27 protein-coding genes, 3 tRNA genes and 2 other RNA genes are annotated in these 24,120 nt (G+C 39.9%); 8 read left to right on the forward strand and 24 right to left on the reverse strand.

Features of this window, described 5'->3' with window-relative positions; translation table 11 throughout:
- From LRM45_RS01155 to ssrA, 3 genes are all read right to left on the reverse strand, one after another.
- Window positions 1-441 (reverse strand): hypothetical protein, encoded by a 441-nt coding sequence (locus LRM45_RS01155; protein WP_243826412.1) that lies wholly within the window; start codon window positions 439-441, stop codon window positions 1-3.
- A 54-nt stretch (window positions 442-495) separates the two neighbouring features.
- A complete protein-coding gene (locus LRM45_RS01160) occupies window positions 496-867 on the reverse strand; it encodes a hypothetical protein (protein ID WP_243826413.1) in 372 nt (123 codons plus the stop codon).
- 1,348 nt (window positions 868-2,215) lie between these two features.
- Window positions 2,216-2,618, reverse strand: a transfer-messenger RNA (tmRNA) gene (ssrA, locus tag LRM45_RS01165).
- Between the two features lie 66 nt (window positions 2,619-2,684).
- On the opposite strand from ssrA, the gene LRM45_RS01170 reads away from it, so the two are divergent.
- The 4 genes from LRM45_RS01170 (at window position 2,685) to rplT (ending at window position 5,337) form a co-directional block, all read left to right on the forward strand.
- Window positions 2,685-4,208, forward strand: coding sequence for a YifB family Mg chelatase-like AAA ATPase (locus tag LRM45_RS01170; protein ID WP_243826414.1), 1,524 nt, complete (start codon window positions 2,685-2,687; stop codon window positions 4,206-4,208).
- Window positions 4,209-4,310: 102 nt separating this feature from the next.
- The gene (infC, locus tag LRM45_RS01175) at window positions 4,311-4,799 is read left to right on the forward strand and encodes a translation initiation factor IF-3 (protein WP_320412722.1); all 489 of its coding nucleotides are present in this window, start codon (window positions 4,311-4,313) and stop codon (window positions 4,797-4,799) included.
- The gene (gene rpmI, locus LRM45_RS01180; protein WP_129743559.1) at window positions 4,799-4,993 is read left to right on the forward strand and encodes a 50S ribosomal protein L35; all 195 of its coding nucleotides are present in this window, start codon (window positions 4,799-4,801) and stop codon (window positions 4,991-4,993) included. The genes infC and rpmI overlap by 1 nt, the downstream gene beginning before the upstream one ends.
- A 2-nt stretch (window positions 4,994-4,995) precedes the next feature.
- Window positions 4,996-5,337, forward strand: coding sequence for a 50S ribosomal protein L20 (gene rplT / locus LRM45_RS01185; protein ID WP_243826415.1), 342 nt, complete (start codon window positions 4,996-4,998; stop codon window positions 5,335-5,337).
- Between the two features lie 50 nt (window positions 5,338-5,387).
- On the opposite strand, the gene rnpB is transcribed toward rplT, so the two are convergent.
- Together rnpB and LRM45_RS01195 are read right to left on the reverse strand one after the other, a co-directional pair.
- An RNA gene (gene rnpB / locus LRM45_RS01190) (RNase P RNA component class A) lies at window positions 5,388-5,729 on the reverse strand.
- 175 nt (window positions 5,730-5,904) lie between these two features.
- Complete coding sequence (locus LRM45_RS01195) at window positions 5,905-6,549, reverse strand: site-2 protease family protein (protein ID WP_243826416.1); 645 nt, start codon at window positions 6,547-6,549, stop codon at window positions 5,905-5,907.
- Window positions 6,550-6,647: 98 nt separating this feature from the next.
- Between LRM45_RS01195 and rpmB the strand changes: the two genes are divergently transcribed.
- Entirely contained in the window at window positions 6,648-6,857 is a 210-nt protein-coding gene (rpmB, locus tag LRM45_RS01200) for a 50S ribosomal protein L28 (protein WP_243826417.1), read from the forward strand.
- A 72-nt stretch (window positions 6,858-6,929) separates the two neighbouring features.
- Here rpmB and LRM45_RS01205 read toward each other — a convergent pair whose 3' ends face one another.
- The 4 genes from LRM45_RS01205 to thrS are packed head-to-tail and all read right to left on the reverse strand — an operon-like array spanning window position 6,930 to window position 10,914.
- Window positions 6,930-7,568: an MBL fold metallo-hydrolase gene (locus tag LRM45_RS01205; protein ID WP_243826418.1), complete on the reverse strand. Its 639-nt coding sequence runs from the start codon at window positions 7,566-7,568 to the stop codon at window positions 6,930-6,932.
- A 2-nt stretch (window positions 7,569-7,570) separates the two neighbouring features.
- Complete coding sequence (locus LRM45_RS01210) at window positions 7,571-8,164, reverse strand: hypothetical protein (protein ID WP_243826419.1); 594 nt, start codon at window positions 8,162-8,164, stop codon at window positions 7,571-7,573.
- A 24-nt stretch (window positions 8,165-8,188) separates the two neighbouring features.
- A complete protein-coding gene (gene miaA / locus LRM45_RS01215) occupies window positions 8,189-9,091 on the reverse strand; it encodes a tRNA (adenosine(37)-N6)-dimethylallyltransferase MiaA (RefSeq protein ID WP_243826420.1) in 903 nt (300 codons plus the stop codon).
- Between the two features lie 5 nt (window positions 9,092-9,096).
- A complete protein-coding gene (gene thrS / locus LRM45_RS01220) occupies window positions 9,097-10,914 on the reverse strand; it encodes a threonine--tRNA ligase (protein ID WP_243826421.1) in 1,818 nt (605 codons plus the stop codon).
- Window positions 10,915-10,974: 60 nt separating this feature from the next.
- On the opposite strand from thrS, the gene LRM45_RS01225 reads away from it, so the two are divergent.
- Window positions 10,975-11,051: transfer RNA gene (locus LRM45_RS01225), tRNA-Val, on the forward strand.
- 327 nt (window positions 11,052-11,378) lie between these two features.
- Complete coding sequence (locus LRM45_RS04250) at window positions 11,379-11,864, forward strand: NrdR family transcriptional regulator (protein ID WP_445083023.1); 486 nt, start codon at window positions 11,379-11,381, stop codon at window positions 11,862-11,864.
- Here the strand turns inward: LRM45_RS04250 and LRM45_RS01230 are convergent.
- From LRM45_RS01230 to LRM45_RS01260, 7 genes are all read right to left on the reverse strand, one after another.
- Window positions 11,782-13,470 (reverse strand): glycosyltransferase family 2 protein, encoded by a 1,689-nt coding sequence (locus LRM45_RS01230; protein WP_243826422.1) that lies wholly within the window; start codon window positions 13,468-13,470, stop codon window positions 11,782-11,784. The genes LRM45_RS04250 and LRM45_RS01230 overlap by 83 nt on opposite strands.
- A gap of 3 nt (window positions 13,471-13,473) precedes the next feature.
- A complete protein-coding gene (locus tag LRM45_RS01235) occupies window positions 13,474-13,851 on the reverse strand; it encodes a hypothetical protein (RefSeq protein ID WP_243826423.1) in 378 nt (125 codons plus the stop codon).
- Between the two features lie 4 nt (window positions 13,852-13,855).
- Window positions 13,856-13,931: transfer RNA gene (locus LRM45_RS01240), tRNA-Thr, on the reverse strand.
- A gap of 52 nt (window positions 13,932-13,983) precedes the next feature.
- Complete coding sequence (locus LRM45_RS01245) at window positions 13,984-14,982, reverse strand: SurA N-terminal domain-containing protein (RefSeq protein WP_243826424.1); 999 nt, start codon at window positions 14,980-14,982, stop codon at window positions 13,984-13,986.
- Window positions 14,960-15,490, reverse strand: a complete 531-nt coding sequence (locus tag LRM45_RS01250) for a PH domain-containing protein (RefSeq protein ID WP_178143150.1) — start codon at window positions 15,488-15,490, stop codon at window positions 14,960-14,962. Before LRM45_RS01250 ends, LRM45_RS01245 begins: the two co-directional genes overlap by 23 nt.
- 5 nt (window positions 15,491-15,495) lie before the next feature.
- A tRNA-Arg gene (locus LRM45_RS01255) sits at window positions 15,496-15,572 on the reverse strand.
- Window positions 15,573-15,613: 41 nt separating this feature from the next.
- The gene (locus LRM45_RS01260; protein WP_129743549.1) at window positions 15,614-16,138 is read right to left on the reverse strand and encodes a nucleoside-diphosphate kinase; all 525 of its coding nucleotides are present in this window, start codon (window positions 16,136-16,138) and stop codon (window positions 15,614-15,616) included.
- Between the two features lie 92 nt (window positions 16,139-16,230).
- Here LRM45_RS01260 and xerA point away from each other — a divergent pair, with 92 nt between their 5' ends.
- A complete protein-coding gene (xerA, locus tag LRM45_RS01265) occupies window positions 16,231-17,148 on the forward strand; it encodes a site-specific tyrosine recombinase/integron integrase (RefSeq protein ID WP_243826425.1) in 918 nt (305 codons plus the stop codon).
- Between the two features lies 1 nt (window position 17,149).
- Here the strand turns inward: xerA and LRM45_RS01270 are convergent, their stop codons facing one another.
- From LRM45_RS01270 to LRM45_RS01305, 8 genes are all read right to left on the reverse strand, one after another.
- A complete protein-coding gene (locus LRM45_RS01270; RefSeq protein ID WP_243826426.1) occupies window positions 17,150-18,292 on the reverse strand; it encodes a hypothetical protein in 1,143 nt (380 codons plus the stop codon).
- Window positions 18,285-18,983 (reverse strand): PilW family protein, encoded by a 699-nt coding sequence (locus LRM45_RS01275; RefSeq protein WP_243826427.1) that lies wholly within the window; start codon window positions 18,981-18,983, stop codon window positions 18,285-18,287. The genes LRM45_RS01270 and LRM45_RS01275 overlap by 8 nt, the downstream gene beginning before the upstream one ends.
- The gene (locus LRM45_RS01280) at window positions 18,967-19,548 is read right to left on the reverse strand and encodes a type II secretion system protein (protein WP_243826428.1); all 582 of its coding nucleotides are present in this window, start codon (window positions 19,546-19,548) and stop codon (window positions 18,967-18,969) included. Before LRM45_RS01280 ends, LRM45_RS01275 begins: the two co-directional genes overlap by 17 nt.
- Window positions 19,541-20,281 (reverse strand): type II secretion system protein, encoded by a 741-nt coding sequence (locus LRM45_RS01285; RefSeq protein ID WP_178143144.1) that lies wholly within the window; start codon window positions 20,279-20,281, stop codon window positions 19,541-19,543. The genes LRM45_RS01280 and LRM45_RS01285 overlap by 8 nt, the downstream gene beginning before the upstream one ends.
- Window positions 20,282-20,313: 32 nt before the next feature.
- Complete coding sequence (locus tag LRM45_RS01290; RefSeq protein WP_243826429.1) at window positions 20,314-21,195, reverse strand: prepilin peptidase; 882 nt, start codon at window positions 21,193-21,195, stop codon at window positions 20,314-20,316.
- Window positions 21,196-21,268: 73 nt separating this feature from the next.
- A complete protein-coding gene (locus tag LRM45_RS01295) occupies window positions 21,269-21,748 on the reverse strand; it encodes a type II secretion system protein (RefSeq protein ID WP_129632204.1) in 480 nt (159 codons plus the stop codon).
- Window positions 21,749-21,829: 81 nt separating this feature from the next.
- Entirely contained in the window at window positions 21,830-23,044 is a 1,215-nt protein-coding gene (locus LRM45_RS01300) for a type II secretion system F family protein (RefSeq protein ID WP_243826430.1), read from the reverse strand.
- A 3-nt stretch (window positions 23,045-23,047) separates the two neighbouring features.
- Window positions 23,048-24,118, reverse strand: coding sequence for a type IV pilus twitching motility protein PilT (locus LRM45_RS01305; RefSeq protein WP_243818980.1), 1,071 nt, complete (start codon window positions 24,116-24,118; stop codon window positions 23,048-23,050).
- Window positions 24,119-24,120 lie beyond the last annotated feature (2 nt).

Raw genomic sequence — 24,120 nt, forward strand, 5'->3', positions numbered from 1 at the left:
CTACTTACTACCGTCGTCATTTTGACCTAAAGTCTTATTATATCGTTTTTTTAAATAATCAGCCTGCAGCTGTGCAATAACTCTATTCCTCTCATATGGATTATCTTTTGTTAAAGCTATAATCTTTTTAACTTTATCCACCCATTCTCTTTCTATCAGATCTTCATCGGCTGCCACCAGAGGAGTATCATCATCAGCTACTACCCCCGACTGCTTCGTACTTTGAGCGTCGTTTTGAGATAAAGGAACTGTTGTAGTATTATCAACAGGCAAAGCCACGGGGATATTGTTATATTGTTCAACCCTAGCACCAAGTGACTGCTCGGACTCTCTTCCGATCTCAGGATTTAATGATGTATTTTCTACATTATACTCACCGCCACCTATATTTTGTGGCTGTACCTCAGGAGTTCTATTAACTTGTGGCAGTTCGGGATTCATAAATATATTGTACCACGTAACTACTTAAAATACACGACTACATTCAGGACGAGATTAGTATCTTTTATGTATAAAAAAATACGCCAGCAACTCAAACACACCAAGTAATAATATCTCAAAAATCCCAACATCTCCCATCGATTGCATACCCACATAAATAACTGGAGCAAGAGAGATTACAGTAGAGTAATAATACGTCTTATATTTAGATTCATTGCGACTATTCTTGAAATTAAAAAATTTCGCAGCTATTCGCTCCGATGTTAAAAATACTACATAAGTTAGACAGATAAATAGCACATACAAACATACAAAAAACGCTAAAATCCCAAACGGACCAGCAGAACTCGGGTTTGTCGCGTTCAAAATAACCGCAGTCAAAATCAATGCAACCAACGCTATAAAACTAATTATCTTCATCCCCATACTCACATCATACTATACACAAGAAGCCTGAGCGACAATACTATAGCGTATAGACACAAACCATCCGCCGATAAAAAATAACTATTAGGCGCGGGTGCTACTTGCCTATTACCGCTCGAGGCGATTTGACCGCTCCTTAATTAAGGAGCATCCTTGCAGTTTTCCTCTGCATACATCCAGGACTTTCACCGCTAGTTCTTTAACGAGGATTAACTGGATGTATGCGGTACTAGCCGCGCGCTCAACGCTTTTACAATTTACGAAGTAAAGGCGGAGCATTGGCTGCGTCATTATAAAAATCATGCAGCCAACTATCCGTCGATTTATACGTAAAAACGCGGCTTTATATAAATTTTATTGTTAATGTATTTTTGCTTTTTTGTTTTTCTAAAAGCTTAACCTTATACTAGCATAGCCCTATTTATATGTCAACCATTACTCGGCCAAAAATATTGTAATTTTCACCTATTTTTTAATGTTGTTAAAATTATCATCTGTTAATTATTCTCTTATTACTTTATAGTCATCTGTGTATTTTACAACAATCTTGTCATTTTTGAGTATTATCTAGCACAGATTACGTGCTATTCAATGAAGATATCGTCGACTTATCAACCGCCCAATTACACAACTAGCCTATGATTACCTGTCATCCAAACATTGCCACAAAAATAAGTTTGTACAGTCAATATCAGACTGACACCTAACTCTCAAATCCGCAATAAAAAATAATCTCTATTCCCCGCTTTATAAAACTCTGTTCACTTTTATTGTCACACTACAGCAAACTTAACAAAATTATTTTTTTATATTACTACAAGAACATCCAAACGTTAGTATGCATATTAAATTCTATACACCAAAGATGTTATACAGTTTTAATTAAAAATTACAAAACGAAAGTATAAAGTTTATTCATAGTATACAAAGCCACTTTTTACACTTCAATAAAAGAGTCCTAGAAAATGTGCGATAATTTAATTTGTCGCACACATAAAAGACATAAAAAGCAATCAAACAAACGCCAGTCTCCGACATATAACTTCATAGTAAAAGCCATTAGAAAAAATAGTTGCGAAAATTAGAAAGAAGATTATAAAATGTGTGGTATTTTTTACTAAACTTTTTACAAAAATATTGTTGACATAAGCATTTATATAGCTTATTATAGGGGTAGCTTCTGAATAAAAAAGTTATACAGAGGCCAAAAATAAAAAGAAATTGTAAAACTCCACTTTTTTGAAAACAACCACTACTCGCAGGTGGTTGTTTTTCTATATTAAAGATAAATTCTACTCTTTAATATAAATAAAGCCAGCGACAAGGCTGACTTTTAGTTTAATCTATCTGGTGGAGCTGCCGGGTACTGCCCCCGGGTCCAACTGGTATCACAACATCCGTCTACGAGCATAGGCTTATCTAAATTTGTTTAATAACGCTACTCGGATTTAAAATAAACCAAGAAAACCGAGTTCCGTTACGTAGTAAAAGTCCTATATATCCGCTACTTCCAAATATATAGCTAGCAACATAGATATAACACCCTTAGATATTGACTGTTGCCACAATACAAGGATGATCGCTAAAAATTAGGCAGCGATTGGCGCAAAGGTCATCTTAGGAGCGAAAGCGCTCGCTACGAATGACTTTGCTTTTGCAACAAAGTTTGCATCTAAAAACATACGTTACGCGTATCGTCGGCTCGCAGAATGTCGTGATAAGGTCCAATTGTCGAAAGCTATATCAGCCCCACATATCGGTTCATATTATACCCTGATCTCATTCAAAAATCTACATGCTTATGTTTTAATAGATTCATGATTAGTAGAGTTATTTCAGCTACACCTTATGGATTTAGCGGGCAAATCATCGAAGTTGAGGGAGATATGTCAAAAGGACTTCCTAGCCTGCAAATTGTCGGAATGGGTAATAAAGCCATCGACGAATCCAGAGATCGAGTACGCAGTGCAATAAAAAACTCTTCCCTGGATTTTCCGAAAGGAAAAATAATCATCAACTTAGCACCGGCAGAGTTACCAAAAGACGGATCTCACTTCGATCTTCCCATCGCCTTATCTATCTTATGCATCAACGGCGTACTCAACCAAAGCGACGTAAGTAATGCGGTTTTTGCGGGAGAACTAGCGCTAGACGGCAGCCTACGTCCAATACGATCAGCAATTATTACAGCCGAAGTAGCTAAAAACCAAAAAATTAAATCAGTATACGTGCCAGCCCAAAACACCAAACAAGCGGCGCTAGTGGCTGGAGTTGACATATTCCCAGTAGAAAACCTAAAATCACTCTTCTTACATCTCAAAAAAGAAAAGATTATTAAGCCAATAGACAGATCATTAATAAAAAATATATCTCGCAATCATAAAAACACTCCAACCATCGACGACATCTACGGACAAGAACAAGCAAAGAGAGCTATTCAAATAGCCGTTGCCGGAAGACATAATATTTTATTGTCCGGCCCTCCAGGGTCAGGAAAAACTATGTTAGCAAAATCTTTGAAGAATCTATTACCAGCCCTATCAGAGGATGAAATAGTAGAGGTGACAAAACTTCACAGTCTTGGAGAACACACTATAATAAATAACCCCATAGTAGATAGGCCATTCAGGTCGCCGCACCACACCGCAAGTAGAGCCTCTATTATTGGCGGAGGATCGAAAGTGCAGCCGGGAGAAATCAGTTTAGCTCATAGAGGTGTCCTATTTCTTGATGAACTACTCGAATATCCACGCACTGTGCTTGAATCACTTCGTCAGCCCTTAGAGGATCACGAAATTACCGTCAGTCGTGCAAATGGTAAATTCAACTTCCCTGCCAATTTCTTATTAGTAGCCACAATGAATCCCTGTCCTTGTGGATTTCTTGGAGATCCAGAAAAAACTTGTATATGCTCACAAAATCAAATTCTAAATTATCAAAAAAGATTATCGGGACCACTACTCGATCGAATAGACCTAACGGTATCGGTTTCACGAGTCCCCCATGAAAAATTATTAAATAATAAAATGTCGACAAAATCACAACAAGAGACATTTTTATCTGAGATATATAAAGCCTACTCTATTCAGAGAGACAGATATAAGTGTAGTTATAAATACAACAATGACATTCCAAGTAGTAACGTTGATAAAATTACATCAATCTCAGAATCTGCAAAGACCTTCTTGACGAACGCAGCCAAAAAACTAGATTTAAGCACTCGCAGCTACTTTAAGGTTATAAAAGTTTCTCGCACTATCGCAGATTTAGAAGGATCCGCGTCTATAGAAGTTCCGCACATAGCAGAAAGCCTACAATACAGACAGATTAACATAGGTTAATTATTATCCTTGAAAATAACAGACATCTCTGTTACAATAGCAACTGAGTTAATCTAAAATTGCTTCAAAAAAGGAGAGCCAGAGATTAATAAGTCAATCCGTATCAACGGAGCAATCCGTGCAAGAGAACTGCGGATAATTGGTCCTGATGGCGAGCAGCTAGGAATCATGTCCCTTAAAGAGGCTTTAAGTAAGGCCAACGACATGAATCTTGACCTAGTTGAAATATCACCGGGAACCAATCCGCCAGTTGCTAAAATCATTGACTGGGGTAAGTACCAGTACCAAAAAATGAAGGATCAACAGAAGAATCGGCGCCAAGCCAAATCTGGAGACCTAAAGCAGATGCGCTTTGGTCTAAAGATAGGAACTGGAGACCTAGAGGTTAAGCTGAAGAAGATCCGTAAATTTTTAGAGGGCGGACATAAAGTTCGTATACAAGTGGTCTACAAAGGTCGCGAAATGGCCCACAAAGAGATCGGCTACGAATTGATCGACAAAATCATGGAACACCTTAGTGAGGACGCAATATTAGAGCAAAAACCTCAGATGGCTGGTCGCAATCTGAGCGTAGTAATAAGGAGTAAATAATGCCAAAGCTAAAGACCCACAAAGGCACTGCGAAGCGTATCAAGCTGACCAGCACCGGAAAATTGACCCGCCAGCGCGCATTTGGCGGCCACTTGTTGGCTAAAAAGTCAAAAAGTCGTAAGCGCGCAATCAACACAACAGCAACAGTAACTGGTTCGATGGCCAAGAACGCCCGTCGAGCAATGGGAGTATAGTTATGCGAGTAAAACGAGGAGTTGCCGCACGCGCTAAGCATAAAAAAATCTTAAAAGCAGCTGAGGGAATGCAACATAATCGCACCAGAAGTTTTCGTCTTGCAAAACAAGGTGTTATTAGAGCTCTGCAGTACGCCTACCGCGATCGCCGAAACAAGAAGCGCGATCTACGCGGTCTATGGATTACCCGAATCAATGCAGCCGCTCGACAAGAAGGCACAACTTACGGCAAGCTTATAGCTTCTATGAAATCTAAAAACATTGAGATTGATAGAAAAATATTAGCAGAATTGGCAGTTAACGAGCCAAAAGCTTTCTCTGAAATAGTAAAAGCAAGCCTATAGTAGAACAAATCTACCAACATAAAACACCCTGACATTATGCAGGGTGTTTTATTCATAGTCTGCCTATAAGCCGGGTTCTGTCTAGGGCAATCATCTATCTAGTTTGCTTGTTGCCAAACAAATCAAGCGGTTATCGATCTGCGGACGGATAATCCTATTTGCAAATCTCCTTGCAGCCGACAGGGTTTACCTCTCGTCTATGTCGCCATAGACGACTGTGGGCTCTTACCCCACTCGTTTCACCTTTTCCCTCGTATATAAAATACGAAGGTAGTTTCGTTTCTGTGGCACTTTCCCTAGAGTTGCCTCCGGTCGCCGTTAACGACTGTCGTATCCTTCGCTGCCCGGACTTTCCTCTTAAGTATAACTTAAGTGATTACCTAACAGACTACATGATATATTATAGCACTAAACCCTAGACTTGTCTGTGGGCGCTAGATATTCCCCGCATAAATGCAAGGTGGGTGCTCGCAACTTATTGCCACGACAATAAATCATTAAAGCTCCCTATCATATGATGTTAGGAAAATCATATGCGCCCACGGATAAATCCAGGGTATACTCCTATTATACACCAAATATGTTCATAAATACACGCAAAATTGCCTGAATACAGCCCGACATAACCTGCCCGATTACATCAGAAAACAGCACAACTATAATCATCACTAGAAGAATGCCGTTCTGCTCAATTTTCTGCATAACACCCCTGACGCTATCTGGCGCTACGGCGTATAGTATTCTAGACCCGTCCAGAGGTGGAATTGGTAGCATATTAAAGACAAAAAAGCCCAGGTTCACCGATACAGCGGTAGAAATAATCAGTCCAAATATCGTAGACTGTACTACTCCAGCACTATTAATAACGCCACTAAACACTCCGACGCCAAACGCAATAAAGGCGATTACTAAATTAGTAATTGGGCCAGAAAGAGCGACAAGAGCCGCCCCCCAATCGCCAAAACGGACTCTATTTGGATTAAACGGAACAGGTTTAGCCCCTCCGAAAACTGGAGCATGCAACACTACCATAATCAGAGGAAGTAAAATAGTCATCACCGGATCAATGTGTCTTATGGGATTAAGCGTCAATCTCCCCTCTTCTTTTGCAGTATTATCACCTAGTGCATACCCCATAAAAGCGTGCATAGCCTCGTGAATAGTCATAGACAATAATATAACAATCAAAACTATTATTATTTCTAAAATCATAAGTGTTATTATAGCATCAATACGTAATCTTGACTAATTACACAAATGTCGCTACAATAATAAGGATTGTTATTAATAATAAAGTAAAGAGAGTGGAAATGGCATCACGATGTGATTTAACAGGCAAAGGCAAGCAGTATGGCAATAACGTCAGCTTCTCCCTGCGCCGCACTAAGCGTGTTTTCAAACCAAACCTTCAGAAGAAGACTTTTGTTGTTGACGGTCAAAAAATTACCATGACTTTAAGCACGAAAGCTATTCGCACCCTGAAGAAAAAAGGTATTTTGAGTGCAACTGCTGATAAATAATCGCTAAATCAAATTTTAATAAAATAACTCCGATTGTATTATCGGAGTTATTTTTAATTCAACGAGAAGGTCCTAGCTTTTCGATATCTGAACAACTGTTAAATTATCTGGCAGATCCGTTATTTTCTTTAGCTTCCATTTTGGACCAGCCTCAACAGCTGGAGCTCCTAGATTTTTTACAAACTCATCCACACCATTCTGTGGAACTTCATAATGCAAAGTAGCGTCATTGTAATGCACCGGAATCACCACCTTAGGATCCAATTGACGAATTATTGAAGTTGCCCCCATTGCGTCTAATGTATATCCATTTCCACCGACGGGTAATATTACAAAATCAACAACACCTATATCTTCAAGCTGATCATCAGTTAGTTTATTCTCAATGTTACCAACAACCACTCCCTTAGCTTCACCAATCGTAATTTTATATATTGTAGATTTTTTAACATCATCTGCAGCGTCGATATGTCGGCGCGCTGGAATTCCTAGCAATGAGATGTCTCCGACTTCATATTCACCTGGACCCGAAAATAGCAATCTTGGTGTAGAATCCACAACAGCAAACCGATCCTCTGTAACCACTTCTACGTCATTATTCACAGAAACATTTTTTCCTCCGACAATCTCTAAATTCGGATCAAATACCACACGAAGTTTCTTTGTGGTAATAATAACAGCATTTGCTCCTTTATACTCTATTTCAAACATACCTACTCCTTTCTCATTATATTTTCCGTATCTACCAATACGGAGTGCTTATTTCTTATAATATCCATTATAAACCTATCTTTGACACTCATTCTATAATAGAAATCATCATAAGATATTACGGCATAATTTATCTCTATTTTTCTATCTTTTTCGATTTTTTTAACAAGATTTTTTATAGTTACGGCAGACATACCATCGCCAACCAATAGCAAATCAACAGCAGAGCTTGACCCGACTACTAATTTCCCCGAAATAATAACCAACCTTAAACCTCTCATTCTCCCTAAAGAGTCTTTCCAGGAAACGCTACTTGCAATGCCCATGCCGTCTTCTGTATTTTTATCTGAGAATATAGCTGCAAGCGGCTTAATGTAAGGATAGTCTTCATTTACGCTATAGTATAACTTATTATCAATAGCATCCTGCTGTACTATACCTACAGACACCATATTAGCTAGCTCTCGACGAACGGAGTTTATCTGCTCATCGATCATCCTAGTAATTTCCCTCACATAAAATGATTTTTCTGGATTATTCAGAAAAAGATGTAATAATTTTACCCTAGTTTTTGAACCAAATAATGAATCAATCATTGTACTATAATTGTAACATATTTTTTACTTACTATCTAATACTCGAGATAAATATTGTTCACACGAATGAACATCCCCCCATTCAATAAATGGGTTTCGCCTAAACCACGTCAACTGACGTTTTACTAAGTTTACATCACTAACAATAAACTCCCGAACAGCCTGATCTTCGTCTATTTCTTTCTCGATTAATTTCTTAATAATAGGATAGACATTACCCGTCATAGCCTCATTGCACCACCCGGCACTATTGGCTAATTCTATTGTTTCTTCTACAACACCATCCTTGAACATTTTTTTTGCTCTATCTGTAATCCTCTGTTTTAATAGCTGTTTATCTGTAGTAATTCCGACAATGATGGTATTACTCAACGGCACTTCCAATCCAGATGACTTTTTACCGGCTCGCTCAATAGCCCTAATCAGATATCTTTTATTTTTACTATTCTCCGGCAAGGCTACATCGTGATTGACGCAGTATTGTTGAAGCTCAGATATCGTCATTTCTTGTAAGTTAGCTCTCTTTTCTTTGCTGTATTTAGCTCCAAACTGAAAATCAAATATAGCAGAATCAATATACAACCCTGTTCCACCAACAAGAAATGGAATATTTCCTCGACTTCGGATTTCTTTAATCTTTTGACAGGCATAGCCCTTGAATTGCGACGCACTAAAAGAATCTCCTGGATCCACTAAGTCAAGGCCCCAATGAGAAACCTTCTGCTGCTCTTCCAAAGAAGGCTTAGCTGTCCCGACATTCATACCACGATAGACAGTTCTACTGTCAGCACAAATTATCTCTCCTCTATACTTCTTTGCCAATTGTATAGCTAATGATGTTTTGCCGCTAGCAGTAGGACCAACAATTACAATTAGTGGTAGGCGATCTTCATCAACGCCGTTATCTAATTCTATAAACCTATCCAATTAGCTCAACCCCACAAAGATTTTACATACTCAGCAAGCTGCTCCAACGATATTTTTTCTTCGCCAGATTGCGTGCGAACACTAACCTCGTTAGCTTCCATATCCTTTGGTCCTACGATAAGTTGAACAGGTATCTTCATAGAGATAGCTTCCCTAATCTTCTTACCTAATGATTCATTTCTAGAATCTATTGTAAATCTTACATCGTTATATCTAACTGGCTTCATGAGGGTAATGTCTGATAATATGGTTGTTATTTTATCAACATACTCTAGCACTGTGTCGTTAATCGTCAAAACACGAACCTGTTCTGGAGCCGCCCAAAACGGAAACCATCCGCCAGTATGCTCTATAAACACACTTAAGAATCGCTCAATTGAACCCAATAAGGCGCAGTGAATCATAACTGGTGTTGTAAAATTGCCATCAGCATCCGCATACTCCAAACCGAACCTTTGTGGCTGCACGAAATCTAGCTGCACGGTTGCAACTTGATGTTCACGACCGATTGCATCCGTTGCCATAAAGTCAATCTTTGGACCATAAAATGCCGCTTCGCCCTCTTGTTCAAAATAATCCAAGCCTACTTTCTCAACAGCAGATTTTAACTGGTTCTGTGCGGAATCCCATAATCTAAGATCGCCTAAATACGAATCAGACTCGTCACGATAGCTTAACCTAACCCTGAGCTTCATATCGATTGATCCATACAGCTCACGAGCGGCAGATAATAAATTATTAATCTCATCCTCAATCTGATCAGTACGACAAAATATATGGCTATCATCCTGAGTTAATGAGCGCACACGATTTAACCCGCCTAACTCACCAGTTTTTTCGTCACGATAATCTGTTGTCGTCTCCAAGTATCTTACTGGCATGTCACGATAACTTCGCGGTCGTGAAGCAAAAATTTGCGTATGATGCGGACAGTTCATAGGCTTAAGAGCCATCTCATCACTAGTTTCTTGGCTTTTAACTAAAAATAGCTCTTCTCCGAACTTAGCCCAATGGCCCGATGTTTCATATAAATCTTTTTTCGTAATATGAGGCGTCCAGACCTTTTCAAAGCCAAACTTCTGTCTCAGCTGGTTCGAATATTGAGCCACTATATCTCGTAAAATCGTACCTCGAGGAGTAAACAAAGGTAAACCAATCCCTACCAGAGGAGAGGTCGTATATAGATCAAGTTCCTTGCCTAACTTGCGATGATCTCGTTGTTTTGCAATTTCCAACCTATTAAGATATTCATCCAGTTCTTCCTGCGTAGCGAACGCTACACCATATATTCGCTGCATTTGTGGATTATTCTCATCGCCTCGCCAATATGCTCCAGCCGTCTTAGTAAGTTTAAATGCGCCAACTTTTCCAGTACTATCCACATGTCCACCCCTACACAAATCAGTGTAATCACCCTGAGAATACAAAGAAACAGTCTCGACTTTACTATCGCCATCAGACATAGATCCCATTTTTTCTCCAGCTAATTCACTAGCAACTGTAGTACCAGATCGTTTAAGGTCGTTCAGTAGCTCCACCTTAAATGACTGATTTCCACTTATAGCCCAATCAATAGCCTCTGCTACCGACACATCGCGCCTCTCAAACGGATAATTAGCCGCTACGATCTTTCGCATCTCCTCTTCTATCTTCGGAAGGTCAGCTTCAGAAATTGTCCCGTTGTCAAGATAAACATCATAATAAAAACCATTATCGATAGCCGGTCCCACGCCAAACTTCGCCTGAGGCCATAAATGCTGAATAGCCTGTGCCATAATGTGCGCTAGGCTGTGTCTCATAGATTTTAGTTCTTCTTCACTCATATCAATATTATACCACGCTCCTTGATAGTAGGCATCTGTTATGATAATATTATTATATCTGGGCGATTAGCTCATTTGGCTAGAGCGCTTCATTGACGTTGAAGAGGTGAGAGGTTCAAATCCTCTATTGCCCACCAGATGTGATACATAAGCCTCGTCGATAGTAGACGGGGCTTTTTTATTGCTTACTATACACACCTTGACTTTATTTGATAAGTATGTTAGAATTTAAAGTATGAGTAAGCATGACTCGCCTCGTTCAGGCACAAAAAAAGCACAACACTGTTCTTTATTGAGCAAGGCAAAAATTCACTACGAATATAATAAGAAGATCAACGAAGAAAGATCTATACTTAATTAAGTTCCCGGATTTACAAAGTAATCGCCTCTATAATGAGGCGATTTTTATTTTGCACAGCACTTTTCCACTGGATTTTTTTATAGTTGTATGTCAATATATTGATATGATATGCATAAAATGTTTTCACGGAAAAACCCACGTAACAAATTCTCGTCAAAATAAAAAATACCCAACAACCTGGCGTAGACATATATGCGACCGATGTGGTTATTCTTTTACAACCTACGAAAAGCCTGCGATTTCCCTCGTTGTCACATCACAAGATGGCAAGAAAAATAATTTTTCTATAGGGAAACTAATACTTAGCATTGCACGAAGTTTTAATCATAACGAAAAATTAGCAGGCTCATATAGCTATGACTTGGCCAATACTATACAAGATAAGTTGATACTTTTACAAAACAAACCCACTATATCATCACAACACATCGCCGAAATAACCCACTCAACATTACAGAATTTCGACCAAATAGCCGCACTGCAATACGCAGCACAACATGATCTTATTACTCCCCAGAGGAAGAGACGTCGTGGTCGTCCTTCTTTTTCTTATTCTGAGCACGACTCTGATCATTCATCTCTACAGTAGTCTTCTCTGTCACGTCAAACTTATCAAGATATCTACCAAGCAAAAGATGAGTCTGGGCATTATACGAGGCCATTGAACTGTATACTATAGCAATTACAGGCATCAGAGCCCATTGCAGGACCATTAATATATTCCTACTCTTTTTATATCTTTCTGGGCGCGGAGGCAGAAGTTTAAATGATACGAAAATTGAAACCAGAATGCCTACCATAGCTATCTGTTGTATTAAGCTAACCGTATCCGGCAGTTGATGTGCGGCAACACTACGAGCAGCCTCACCATTCAGCACAAGCGGCGCCCACCCGCCAAAAGCAACAATTAGGGCAATACAGGCCTGTGTTACATGTCCATCTAACAACCTTATAAACCTGGCTAGACTAGGCCAAAATTTTACTGTTCTATTTTTATTGAATACGTTATTACCAACGTATGCCACATCTGAAGCCCCGTAGCTCCAACGACGCAACTGAACAAACTGCGCCTTCAGTGTCTTTTTATATCCATTAGACAATACCGCATCCTGATAAATCGGTACAAAAATTGGCACAACTTCGTAATTGCCATCAAAATAGAAATAGCTCCTCCAGTACTGGTGTCCGTCTTCAACAATTGTTCGCGTACTCCAAAAGTTCATCTCAACGAGAGCATTCATTGGTTGCGAATGTGACGCAAAGTTACGCAAAGAATATGGGCGCATAGAGCTTATAATATTCCAAAATGAATTCCCTGTTGCCACTACTCGCATTGGCGCAGGAACATCCCATATATTATTAGTAAACAAACATATAGGTTGGAACGATAAATGTTTTCTGTCTTCATGAGTAATATACTCATATGTCACATAATCAAAATAATACTTATGCGGCTTATTGTCACAGTCCATTGTTGTAACAATAACATCAGAAAAAGCTATTTCTTCCTGTTGTAAATATTGCTCCAGCCACTTGCCTGCATACGTGATATTTCCACCCTTACCAACTACCTCATTTGGTAGATCTTTTGGATGTTTTACAATATGGAAAGAATGAAAGTACTTGCCGTATTTCTTTTTCAGCATTTTAGCTGTTGTATCAATATCAACACCGCCACGCTCTTCGTATGCAAAAACCACAATCAGACGCTTCTTATCATATGTTGTATCTAAAACTGATTTAAGAGCAGGTTCAATCACTTCTATACTCTCATTGTATGCAGGCATAATAAGAGCGTTGTAAATATTACTAGGTTTAGGATAGCACCCGTCTTCTGCAGCAGACATAAATCTTAGATTGTCTACATGTTGTTGATATAACAACTCCTTAGATTGATTATCTCTCAATCTAGAGTATGCTTCTTTCGGATCTTCCAAATCAGACAATCGACCATTCCAGTCGACTCTCGACGCTTTTTCCATATTACTATAACCACTAATTACCCTATAGCTAATTGCTATGGCTTTCACAAACGCAGCCAGGATTATAGACAGTAAATAAATTGACGCCAGAACAGGACTTAAAATAGACAAAACAACCAAAAGAACAATAGCCCCGTAGCTTAATAATCCAGGAAGCATCTCAAGAAAACGATATTTTTTTGTTCGTTTACCGAGTGGAATTTCAATGTCCATATGTTATCCTATCGATGCAATTTTAATTATAGAATAGGCTAAAATAGCTAAAATAGCTAAAATACCCAACGTCAACCACAAAATAAATATAGCCAAGCTTCGTTTCTCTAGTGAAATTAACTTGACACTTAGCGCAGAGTGACCAAAAACTATCATAAACGCCAAAGCAAAATAGCTAAATAGACTAGACCAGTGGCTCCTATAAAAATTCGCATCACCATAAGTAGTGTAGCGCGTAATAACCTGAGCCTCGCTATGTTTTATTGATGATCCTAAAAATATAGATATAACAATAGCCACAACAACGTTAACGATCAAAAGAGCCGCCACAGTCCTGTCGCTAAAAACATTTTTTATCGATTTCTTTATAGTGTCTTTCATAAAATGGAGCCGTTGACTGGGCTTGAACCAGCGACCTGCTCGTTACGAATGAGCTGCTCTACCAGCTGAGCTACAACGGCAAACTCCTTAGGAAATTATAGCAAAAATAGGAGTTTTTTCAAACTAGAACGACTATTTATCAATTGAAATGAAATATTTTACTTTATTGTTATTTTTTAAGTAGTTAAACTGGTTATTAAATTCAGTCAATGGAACTTTTACATAAGAGTAATTTACGGTGTTGCCTTCAATGTTATTAAGCGTCACAAAATAATATCCGTCACCTGAAAGAGTCTTTATAGGACCTGAAATTTTACCCTTTGTTAATGACATAGCCGCTTTCGTTAGGCCTCCGTCAGAATTATCCGTAGAGACGGATAAATCAAATACCGATTGCACCTTGTCGCCCATTTCCGTAGCAATATCCTTTAATGATTTACCCTCTTGCAACCTCTTTTTAATGTCAGACGCTAGATTATTAGCTGTTTTATCAATCTTAAAAGACACTTCCTGCTTTAACAAAGTATATTTCATAGCAGTTTTTAGCTCATCCATTGACCAATGAAGATTATCTTTCACTACAGACTCATAAGCGGACTGTGATAACTTGCTAGATTCCTGCTGTTTTTTGATAAGATCTTGAACCTTTTTATCATCAACCGTAATATTATTTTCTCTCGCAAGTTTTTTGGCGTATGCCACCTCCAATGCCTTATTTATAGACTGGTTTTGATAGAACTTAACCTTATCTTTTTGGTCTGCCTGACCTTGAGACTGCAACACCGCCAATGAACTACGATGATACAGAAGATAGTCGCTATACTCGGCATTTTCTCCGTCAATATTAGCCACAGGAAGAGGTAAAATTTTAGTTATCCTATATGCGATATCACTTATATCTTTCCAGACATATAACTGTGCCCAACCAAGAGCAATGAAAACAATCAGAATAACAACACTAACGAGCATCGTTATCCATACCAATCGACGTTTGGTGTATTGGATGGGATATTTATGCTTACGGCCAGCCGCCAAGACCTTCTCGCGGTGCTGAGCTACTGTATCGTTTGTAATCCTCTTAGGTAGCTCCTTTGGCTGTTTTTTATCTTTACGGTTCAATAGATTCTTCATTGATATCCTCCTTCTTTGTCGAAATTTCCACTGCGTCTTGTAATTTATTATAGATCTTATCTGGATGTTCTACATTTTTTATAACAAGATCTCCAACAAAAGTCTGAATAACTATTGTTCCGAATTTAAACATTTCTCCACTAAACCCCGGTATACTATAACTAATATTCTGAATTTTTGACAATTTCAGCTCAATGACGTCTTTGCCGAAAAATCCATGCTGAGTAATCTGACGGATCCTCTGATCGGTAACAATATAATAAGTATAAAACCACATCAAAAAATGATAGAAAAATAGCATTAGACCAAAAATAAATCCGCCGACAAACACCCATAAAAGGTTCAAGTTGTCTTGCCAAATTAAAAAAGGCAATGAACCAAGCGTCATTGATCCTAGGAGCAGATAAAATCCTTTTCTCATAGCAATTATGTGACGACGAAACACAAACAACAGTTGCTCTCCGTCACGCTGCCCATCAAATTGCTTATCTTTAATTTGTTCTGTCATATATTTGGTACCCCGGGCAGGAGTCGAACCTACAACCTTATCCTTAGGACGGATCTGCTCTATCCAGTTGAGCTACCGAGGCATACAACCATTATACCACGGTAACTCTCAGGAAAGACTAGCTTAGCGAGTAAACTTTTCGCTTAATGTGTGATAATTTACCAATTCTTCCGGCTTGAACCAGTGTTCGATCTCACGAACAGCCTCATCTGAATCGCCGGATGCGTGAATCAAATTTGGAACTCCTTTTTGACACTCATCTGCATAGCCAAAACTAATGTGTGAGTAATCACCGCGAATTGTTCCCATGTCAGCCGACTTAGGCTCTGTTGGACCAACAATCTTCCTAACAACAGCGACAGCTTCAACGCCCTCTAACACCATTGCTATAACTGGACCATCCATCATCATATCTAGTGTTATGTTCAAAGTATCCTCGCCTCGACGAGTAGCCAATTTACCGATGTCCTCGTAATGAGCATAGTAATGGTCCCTAGATGGTGATGTCATTTTTACACCAACTATTTTTAGACCAACTCGCTCAAAACGTTGTAAAATTTCCCCAACGATACCTCGTTGAACTGCGTCAGGCTTAAAGACGATCAATGTCCTCTCAACGCCACAGTAGTTTTTTTCGCTTTCTGCCATAGATACTCCTCTGCTTATTATTTTCTAATATAGTAACAGAAATAAATAATTTGATAAACATATTCATTAGCGATAGAATAAATATTATGTTTATGTCAGAAGCTTTAACTGATTTTTTAGAGCACCTAGAGGTTGAAGGTGGGCGTAGTCAAAAAACCATTATAAATTATCAACTATATCTGGAGAGATTCATTGATTTTGCTGGCGATATAGATGTTGAGAAAATTACATCAGAACTAATACGCCAGTATCGCCTCTGGTTAAACCGTTATAAAAATGACAACACTGGCGAAGAATTATCCTTAATCACCCAAAGTTATCATCTTATTGCATTACGAGGTCTGCTAACCTACCTTTCTCGTCGTAATATCAAAAGCCTAGCAGCCGACAGAATTATATTACCCAAAGTAGTTCGTAAACAAGTGACTTTTTTACAATATGACGAGATTTTACGTATGATCGATCAAATACCAACCGATACAGAATCTGGACTGAGAGATCGAGCAATTGTTGAGTTACTATTTTCCAGCGGACTGCGTGTTTCAGAATTGGTCAATTTAAACCGAGATCATATAAACCTAAAAAGGCGCGAATTTATGGTGCGAGGAAAAGGACAAAAGGATCGCCCTGTTTTTATTTCAAAAAGTGCTGCCGAGCACATATCGGCATACCTGGAAGCTAGAACGGATAATCTACCCGCTCTATTTTTAAGCTATAGCAAACGCCACGCAACTCCCAACACCTCCGGAGACTACCGTAGGTTAAGCGCGCGCAGTATTCAGAGAATGGTTGGTCAATATGCTAGATTAGCTGGTATCACAAAACATGTAAGCCCACACACTATGCGCCATAGCTTTGCCACCGACCTACTTATGAACGGTGCAGACTTGCGCTCAGTTCAATCAATGCTGGGACATAGCAATATATCAACAACACAGGTATATACGCATGTTACCGACCAGCATCTGAAAGATATTCACGACCGATTCCATAGTGATACAGAAGCTTAGCTTATGGCTTACATCGACCTGCGGTAGCAGATCCGCCGCCAGATACAGAGAAATCTTTACACAGGCTATTCTTCAATTCAACCGCATTGTTAGGATATGCGAAATCATCTCCTATTTGCAATCGAGCTTCAACTCTTCTAAATAAATCACTTGCCCGCCCCGTGGAATCGACAATTGGTTGGACTCCATCAAAATTGACAATCGTTCCGTCGGTTTTCTGGAGAGAAATCTTCACACTGCCACCTTTATATATAGGCAATAACCTTAAGAATGCTGTTTCGCTACCAGCTGGAATCTCATCAACATCAATCACCGCTTTACACGAATATTCGCCAGAAAACTTGAATGTCTTACTGCAAGAAACCACACTTGTTCCATTATTATGTTCATTCCCGTCAGTTGCGCGTGGATGATCAGAAATCTTACCAGAAACAGCAGTACCATTCTGACTTGCGACGTCTGACCTTAAAACGTTCGGTCGTAAGAAAGAAGTGACGCCAGTTGAGTCTAAGGCCGCTAAATTAAAGGTAGAGCCTGGATTAATAAGCTGCACGCGCATCAATTGTGGCGAATTAGCATTCCAGCTGTTTTTCGTCGGCAAATCCCCAGAAGTAGATATTTCAGTATTAGCGGCGTTGACGCCATTCAAATTGCTCTCATCATCGCGCCTATACCATTCGATAGATATCTTGTTGAATGAACCAGTTGCACGTAATGGCACAATTTGAGATTTTTCCTCAATAGACTTATATATAAAATCTTGAGATTTCATAGTGATTTTTACACAAGTATACGCTTGGTCAAATTTTTTACCCGCATCTGTACCAGTTTTAATAATAGTTTCACCAGAAGAGCTACCTCCAACAACACCAGACGCCGCGACCATATTACAATTAATTGGACCATTCAACACTCCCGCTGCTTGAATATTGCCAGTTTGAGCGGCACGAACCACACGCTTAGCATCCTCAACCCCAGCCAAAGCCGCGTCATAAGCACTCTGCGACAGGTCATTATTCGAGGATTGTCGCTGATCCATAATCATCAACTTGATAAACCCAATAGTAACAATAGTCAGCAACATCGCGCCAAATATGACCGCAAAAAGAGATACAGCACCTGATTGTCGCGCATTTTTACCCATTTGTCCTCACAATCATCTCAAATTTATTTATAGCACAGAACTCAAAATTGCTATCATCTTCAGTCGGAGCTTTACAGGAAGAATTTCTTATTTCACTCATCTTGCTCGTCCCTAATGTAAAAGTCAATTTATACAGCGCTTCCCTTGAATTATCTGAAGTAACCTTTTCTAACGTAACTTCGTGCACGCCAATTGAGCCATCGCCGCTATTGATAGCCCTGAGCAAATTGGATGATTTTGCAAGATCGACGGTTTCCGGATATTTGCCAGAAGCGTCTTTTTTGCATAATCCGCTATCCGCATCAACTACGCGCACCAAATTCACTGGATTACCATTAACCTTAAACAGACTATTTCCGCCCAACAGGCTAGGATCATCCAAATACTTCGGATTATTCCACACATAAGAATGAGAACCAAGACAAAGTCGACCAGTTGACCAATTGCTACTATTCGGCACCCTCAAGCCAGTAGTGTCAATCTTTTCGGCGTTCGCTTGAAGAAAATCGCGTTGAATAGTGTCTGAAATATCTCGCCCCGCTTGATTAACATCACGAAGCACAATACCTCTGCTATACATTTTTCCCGCTTGAATACCCACCATCGCAATCGACAACAAAAGAACAGAGATAAAACTCATGGCGAGCATCAATTCGATAAGTGTAAATCCTTTTTTATAACCCCGAATCATACAACCTCACAATCGTACCAATAGTCGCCGGCATTTTACTGCCAACAGGCATCCAGCATGCTTTTATGTACGCATCATATTTATTGCTATCCCTGCTTCCAGTGGTCGTACTCGGCTTAACCAATCTAACTGATATTCCATACGTTTTTTTAGTATCGCTATCAACCCGCGCGTATGTTTCTGCCGCTTTATAATCGCCAGGGTTATTCAATATACTAATCTTCGAAGCGAGTGAAGGTGTCGCAACCAAAGCAAACTCTTTCGTAGAAAAATCATCAGGACATTTTTCAACACCCAAGTTTCCTTCATTGTCATTAACAGCAGAAACGCTCACCGAATTATTGTCTACCAATTTCTTCCAAGTATCATTTTTCATATCATGCGCATATCTTAGCATTTCAGCCTGAGCGTCAACCTGTTGACGAACCAACGTCGTCTCTAAAGAATACTGAGCAATAGCCATCCCGCGGTTCATAGTTTCTAATGCAATAACGGCAACTAGGCTAAAAATGGTTACTCCAAGTAACACTTCGACAAGTGTGTCACCTCTGTTAAACTTACGCATCAGCACAACCTCCCGTAGCATTACCCATAACTACAGCATCAGCAGAACCTGCGTGTGATCGTAGAAAAATAGATAATCTCTCTCCCGGCATCCAGCCGTCATCATAAACACAGATCTCCCTCTGTTGACGTTGCTCGCCAGCAGATTGCACAACTCCAGCACTATTTTTATTGTTGACGAAATCAGTTAAATTGTCACCGAATCGGCTCGTGTCAGTCCTAATATCCAACTGCCCAGTCTCTGGATGGCGGTACATCAAAATAGAAATATACGCACTATCCTTAGCTTGGTTAGAGAACCTAGTTTTTGCTTGCCAATTAACAATATATTTGTCAGACTCAGCACCGCGTTTATAAGTCCACGCGCTACCCTTATCTGATCTATAAGCATAAACTGGATAAGTTTTGTACAGATTACCGTCCGTCGAGCCCAGAGAACCTTCAGTGGTAATATAGCGACCGACAATCACGCAATCAGATTGGCCACGTAGAGTTTCAGCTCGACCATCAGAGCCCTCAATTGGACAAGTACCCTTAGATCGCTCATTCTCAACATTGACCACCTTCGAGTACTCATTTCGCAAAAAACCAGCATAAGACTGCACCGAATCGCGATATTGCTGACGATTAATTGACATACTTACGCCAACCATCAGCATAGAGGTCAGCAAACCAGAAATAGCCACAAACAAAATCACTTCAATTATAGTAAAACCTTTTTGTTTATTGCCCATCACTTCTCCATTATAACATAAGCGCTTTTTACTTAGACAATAAGAAAGCCCCACTCTAAAATTTGTCGGCTAAAGAACCAAGCGAGTAAAAACCCTACGATAAGCAATGGGCCGAAGCATATCCGTGAAGTTGCTTGCAATTTTCCTCGCATCATTGATGGCAAGACAAGAAGCGTGCCGATAAGATTTGCGATAAATAAAGCTGCAAAAGCCAAAAGCCAATTTCCCAAGAATAGAGCCAATCCAAGTCCAAGCTTAACATCACCAAAACCGATCCAAGTTTTATCTTCCCCGTAACGATATTTCGAGAATAAATATAGCACCATATATATTCCGCTCAGAATCGCAATCGACCCAAATAACGTCATCAAGCTTTTTGAGAAATCGCCAGCTAGACATACTTTTATTCCCGCAAAAATAGCACCAAGAATGATAAACGGAATATTAATTACATCTGGAAGAAGTAGCCATCTGAGGTCATAGACAAATAAAATCGCCAGCAGCACCAAACTTGCCAACCACAAGACCAGCAACGCGACTTGCCAGATATCCGTCAATGATCCAGGCCAAAAAGCCACGGATACAACGAATAATCCAGCCATCACTAGTTCTAGAAAGATTTCCGTCCAACCGATAAATGCCTTGCAATATCTGCACCGTCCCAATCCAGCGACCCAACTTACCACAGGAATCAAATCGCACCACTTAAGCTCATGTCCGCAAGATAAACAGCGAGATCTATCTTTGGAAATTTTCTTTATCAATGGAGATAATTTCTTTAATTCCTTTTGGTCAACTTTTTCTCCAGCTTTTTTATCTTCCATCAATTGACGAGCCCGCAAGCGCCAAATTTGCGCTCCGGCGAAACTGCCTAAAATAGCCCCTAAAAATCCCACTAGTACAAACTTAATCATACTTCTTATGGTAACAAAAAACCATAAAAAAATCAGCCCCATGCCGAGGCTGATTCGTAATTTATCTATAAGACTATACGTCCTGGCAATACAATTGCTTTTGAGAACCGTTATTTTCCAACAGAACTACAACTGCTGCGTTGCGTGAAGATCCGTTTTGCAAAGTTATGTTTGCTGGATCGTCAGCAGATGGAGCTGGCGTACTAGAAGGACACTTCTTGCCTCGCATAACCTTGATTTCGTTACTAGCTACTGACATTGAAGCACCAGGTGTAGCAACCTTTAATTCTGAAGACTTGTCGTATTGATCAAGCTTATCGACATACTTGCGTAGAGATTCTTCATTAAACGTGCCACCGTTACGATTAGCTGAATTCCAATTGGTAATAGCCGCAGCAACTGTTGAAGCGTCGTTCTTCCTTGACTGGTCGCGCTGACTACGTTGCAAAGCTGGCAATGCGATAAACACCATCGCAAAAATAAGTCCAGCAATAGCCAAGACTAGAACGACCTCGATGATTGTAAATCCTTTTTTATTATCTTTTTTTGTCATTAGATTTCCCACCTTTCTATGGTTTACCTATATTTACGCAAAAATGCTTAAGTTTATAATACACTAAAAATATAAGTCAGTCTAGCGAATATTGATATTACCGACCAAACTATAAATTGGAAGCAAGATAGCCGCGACCATCGTACCTGCAACTATAGCCAAAAAGACCATCAGAACTGGCTCTATCGCCGTCGACAAAGCGCGAATTTCCTCATCAAGCTCATCTTCATAAACCTGAGCGGTCTTGCCCATCATCTCATCAATCTTACCTGATTGCTCACCAATTTTAATCATCTGCGGCACCATTGCTAGGAAATAATCTTCATTAGATAAAGAAGCTGAGAGCGCCTTGCCACCTTTAACCTTATCTGACGCACGAAGTATGCTTTCGCTAATAATCACATTATTAACAGCGTCAGACGTAATACGAAGCATATCAAGCATCGGCACGCCAGTACTCAGAAGAACTTGACCAGTCCTGGCAAATCGTGCCATGTACATTTTCCTAAACATTCCTTTAAATAACGGGACATTAAGCTTAAAGATGTCTTTAGTCCTAATTCCCTGTTCAGTTTTCAGATATTGTGCTAGGAAATAACCGCCGATAATCATTGCCAATATAACAAGCCACCAAAGACTACTAAAAAAGTTCGCCGTTTTAATCATCATAAGAGTTACAAATGGCAACCCCTTATTTAAGTCACGATACAGACCCTCAACTTGCGGAACGACCGTGAATAACATAAATCCGATAACTAAGATAATCACTACCAAGACAATTGACGGATACATCATAGCACCTCTAATTTTACTCATCATAGCAGCCTCTTTTTCCTGCTGAGCAGCTAGCCTCTTAAGCGAATCATCCATTGTACCTGACGTCTCACCAGCCGAAACCAAAGCTACATAAACTTTATTAAAAGCTTCTGGGTGCTTTGCGAACGAATCAGACAAGGATTTGCCGCCTTCAACGTCAGAGATAATTTCCTGGACTATTTCCTGCATACGCTTATTCGTAGTCTGCTCCTGAACCGTTCGAAGGCTTTGCGCCAAAGGTAGCCCTGCCCCAATAAGGGTCGCTAGCTGACGAGTAAACACAACCTTATCCTTAGTGGTGATTCTACCAGAAAACCTCGCAAAGAAATTTGTTTTATCGTCTTGTAATTCAATTTTTAACGGCACAAAGCCCTGAGCCGTCAAAAGTTTTGCGGCAGCGTTTTCGCTATCAGCCTGAACAACTGATTTAACGATTTTATTACTTGCGCTATCTCTGGCTTCATAATTGTATTTTTTCATTTATTACCCCCTCATCAACCTCTCAAATTCCGTCAAATCGACAGCAAATTCACGAGCACTATCGTACGTAATCGTACCGTTCTGCACCAAATTGGCCAAAGTTCGATCCATCGTCTGCATTCCCTGATCAGCACCAGTCTGGATCACGGCATCCAATTGGTGAGATTTACCTTCGCGAATAATGTTGCGCACCGCTGGATTAGCAATCAAAACCTCTGCCGCCACGACTCGTCCACCGCCGATAGCCGGAACTAGTCGCTGCGAACAAATTGCCATCAAAATATTACTGAGCTGAGCGCGAATCTGTGGCTGCTGGTGTGGCGGGAACACGTCAATCATACGGTCAATTGATTGTGCGGCAGAGTTTGTGTGTAGCGTTGCAAACACCAAGTGTCCAGTTTCGGCAATTGTAATCGCTGCTGAAATCGTCTCGAGGTCGCGCATCTCACCAATCAACACAACATCTGGGTCTTGGCGAAGGCTCGAGCGCAAAGCCGCAGAGAACGAATAAGTATCGTAGTGAACTTCCCGCTGAACTACCACTGATTTTTTCGACTTGTGAGTAAACTCGATAGGGTCTTCAATGGTAATAATATGTTGTGAGCGCTCAGAATTAATTTTATCAACCAGCGCCGCCAAAGTCGTTGACTTACCGGAACCAGTTGGACCAGTAACTAGCACCAAACCACGAGGAAAATCCGCAAACGTATTAACAACTGGTGGCATACCCAGTTCAGACGCCGACTTAATTTCATTTGGAATCAAGCGTAGAGCTGCAGCCAAATTGCCACGCTCATGGAAGGCGTTAACTCGGAATCGCCCCAGTGTACCAAACGCAAACGAAAAGTCGAATTCCTTATCTTTTAGCAAAATCTGCCGCTGATCTTCATCAAGAATCTGAAATACCAATCTCTCAACTGCAGGCTCGTCCAATGGCTGAGTTCCGGCGGCTGGCATAAGCGCACCGTCAATTCGTAGCATTGGTGGCAAACCAACTTGAATATGAAGGTCCGAAGCTCGCTTCTTAACGACTTCTTCCAGCAAAATCTCAATTCGCAATTCTTGATTATTCATAT

This window comes from Candidatus Nanosynbacter sp. TM7-057 (genome assembly GCF_022828295.1).
Classification (GTDB): Bacteria; Patescibacteriota; Saccharimonadia; order Saccharimonadales; family Saccharimonadaceae; genus Nanosynbacter.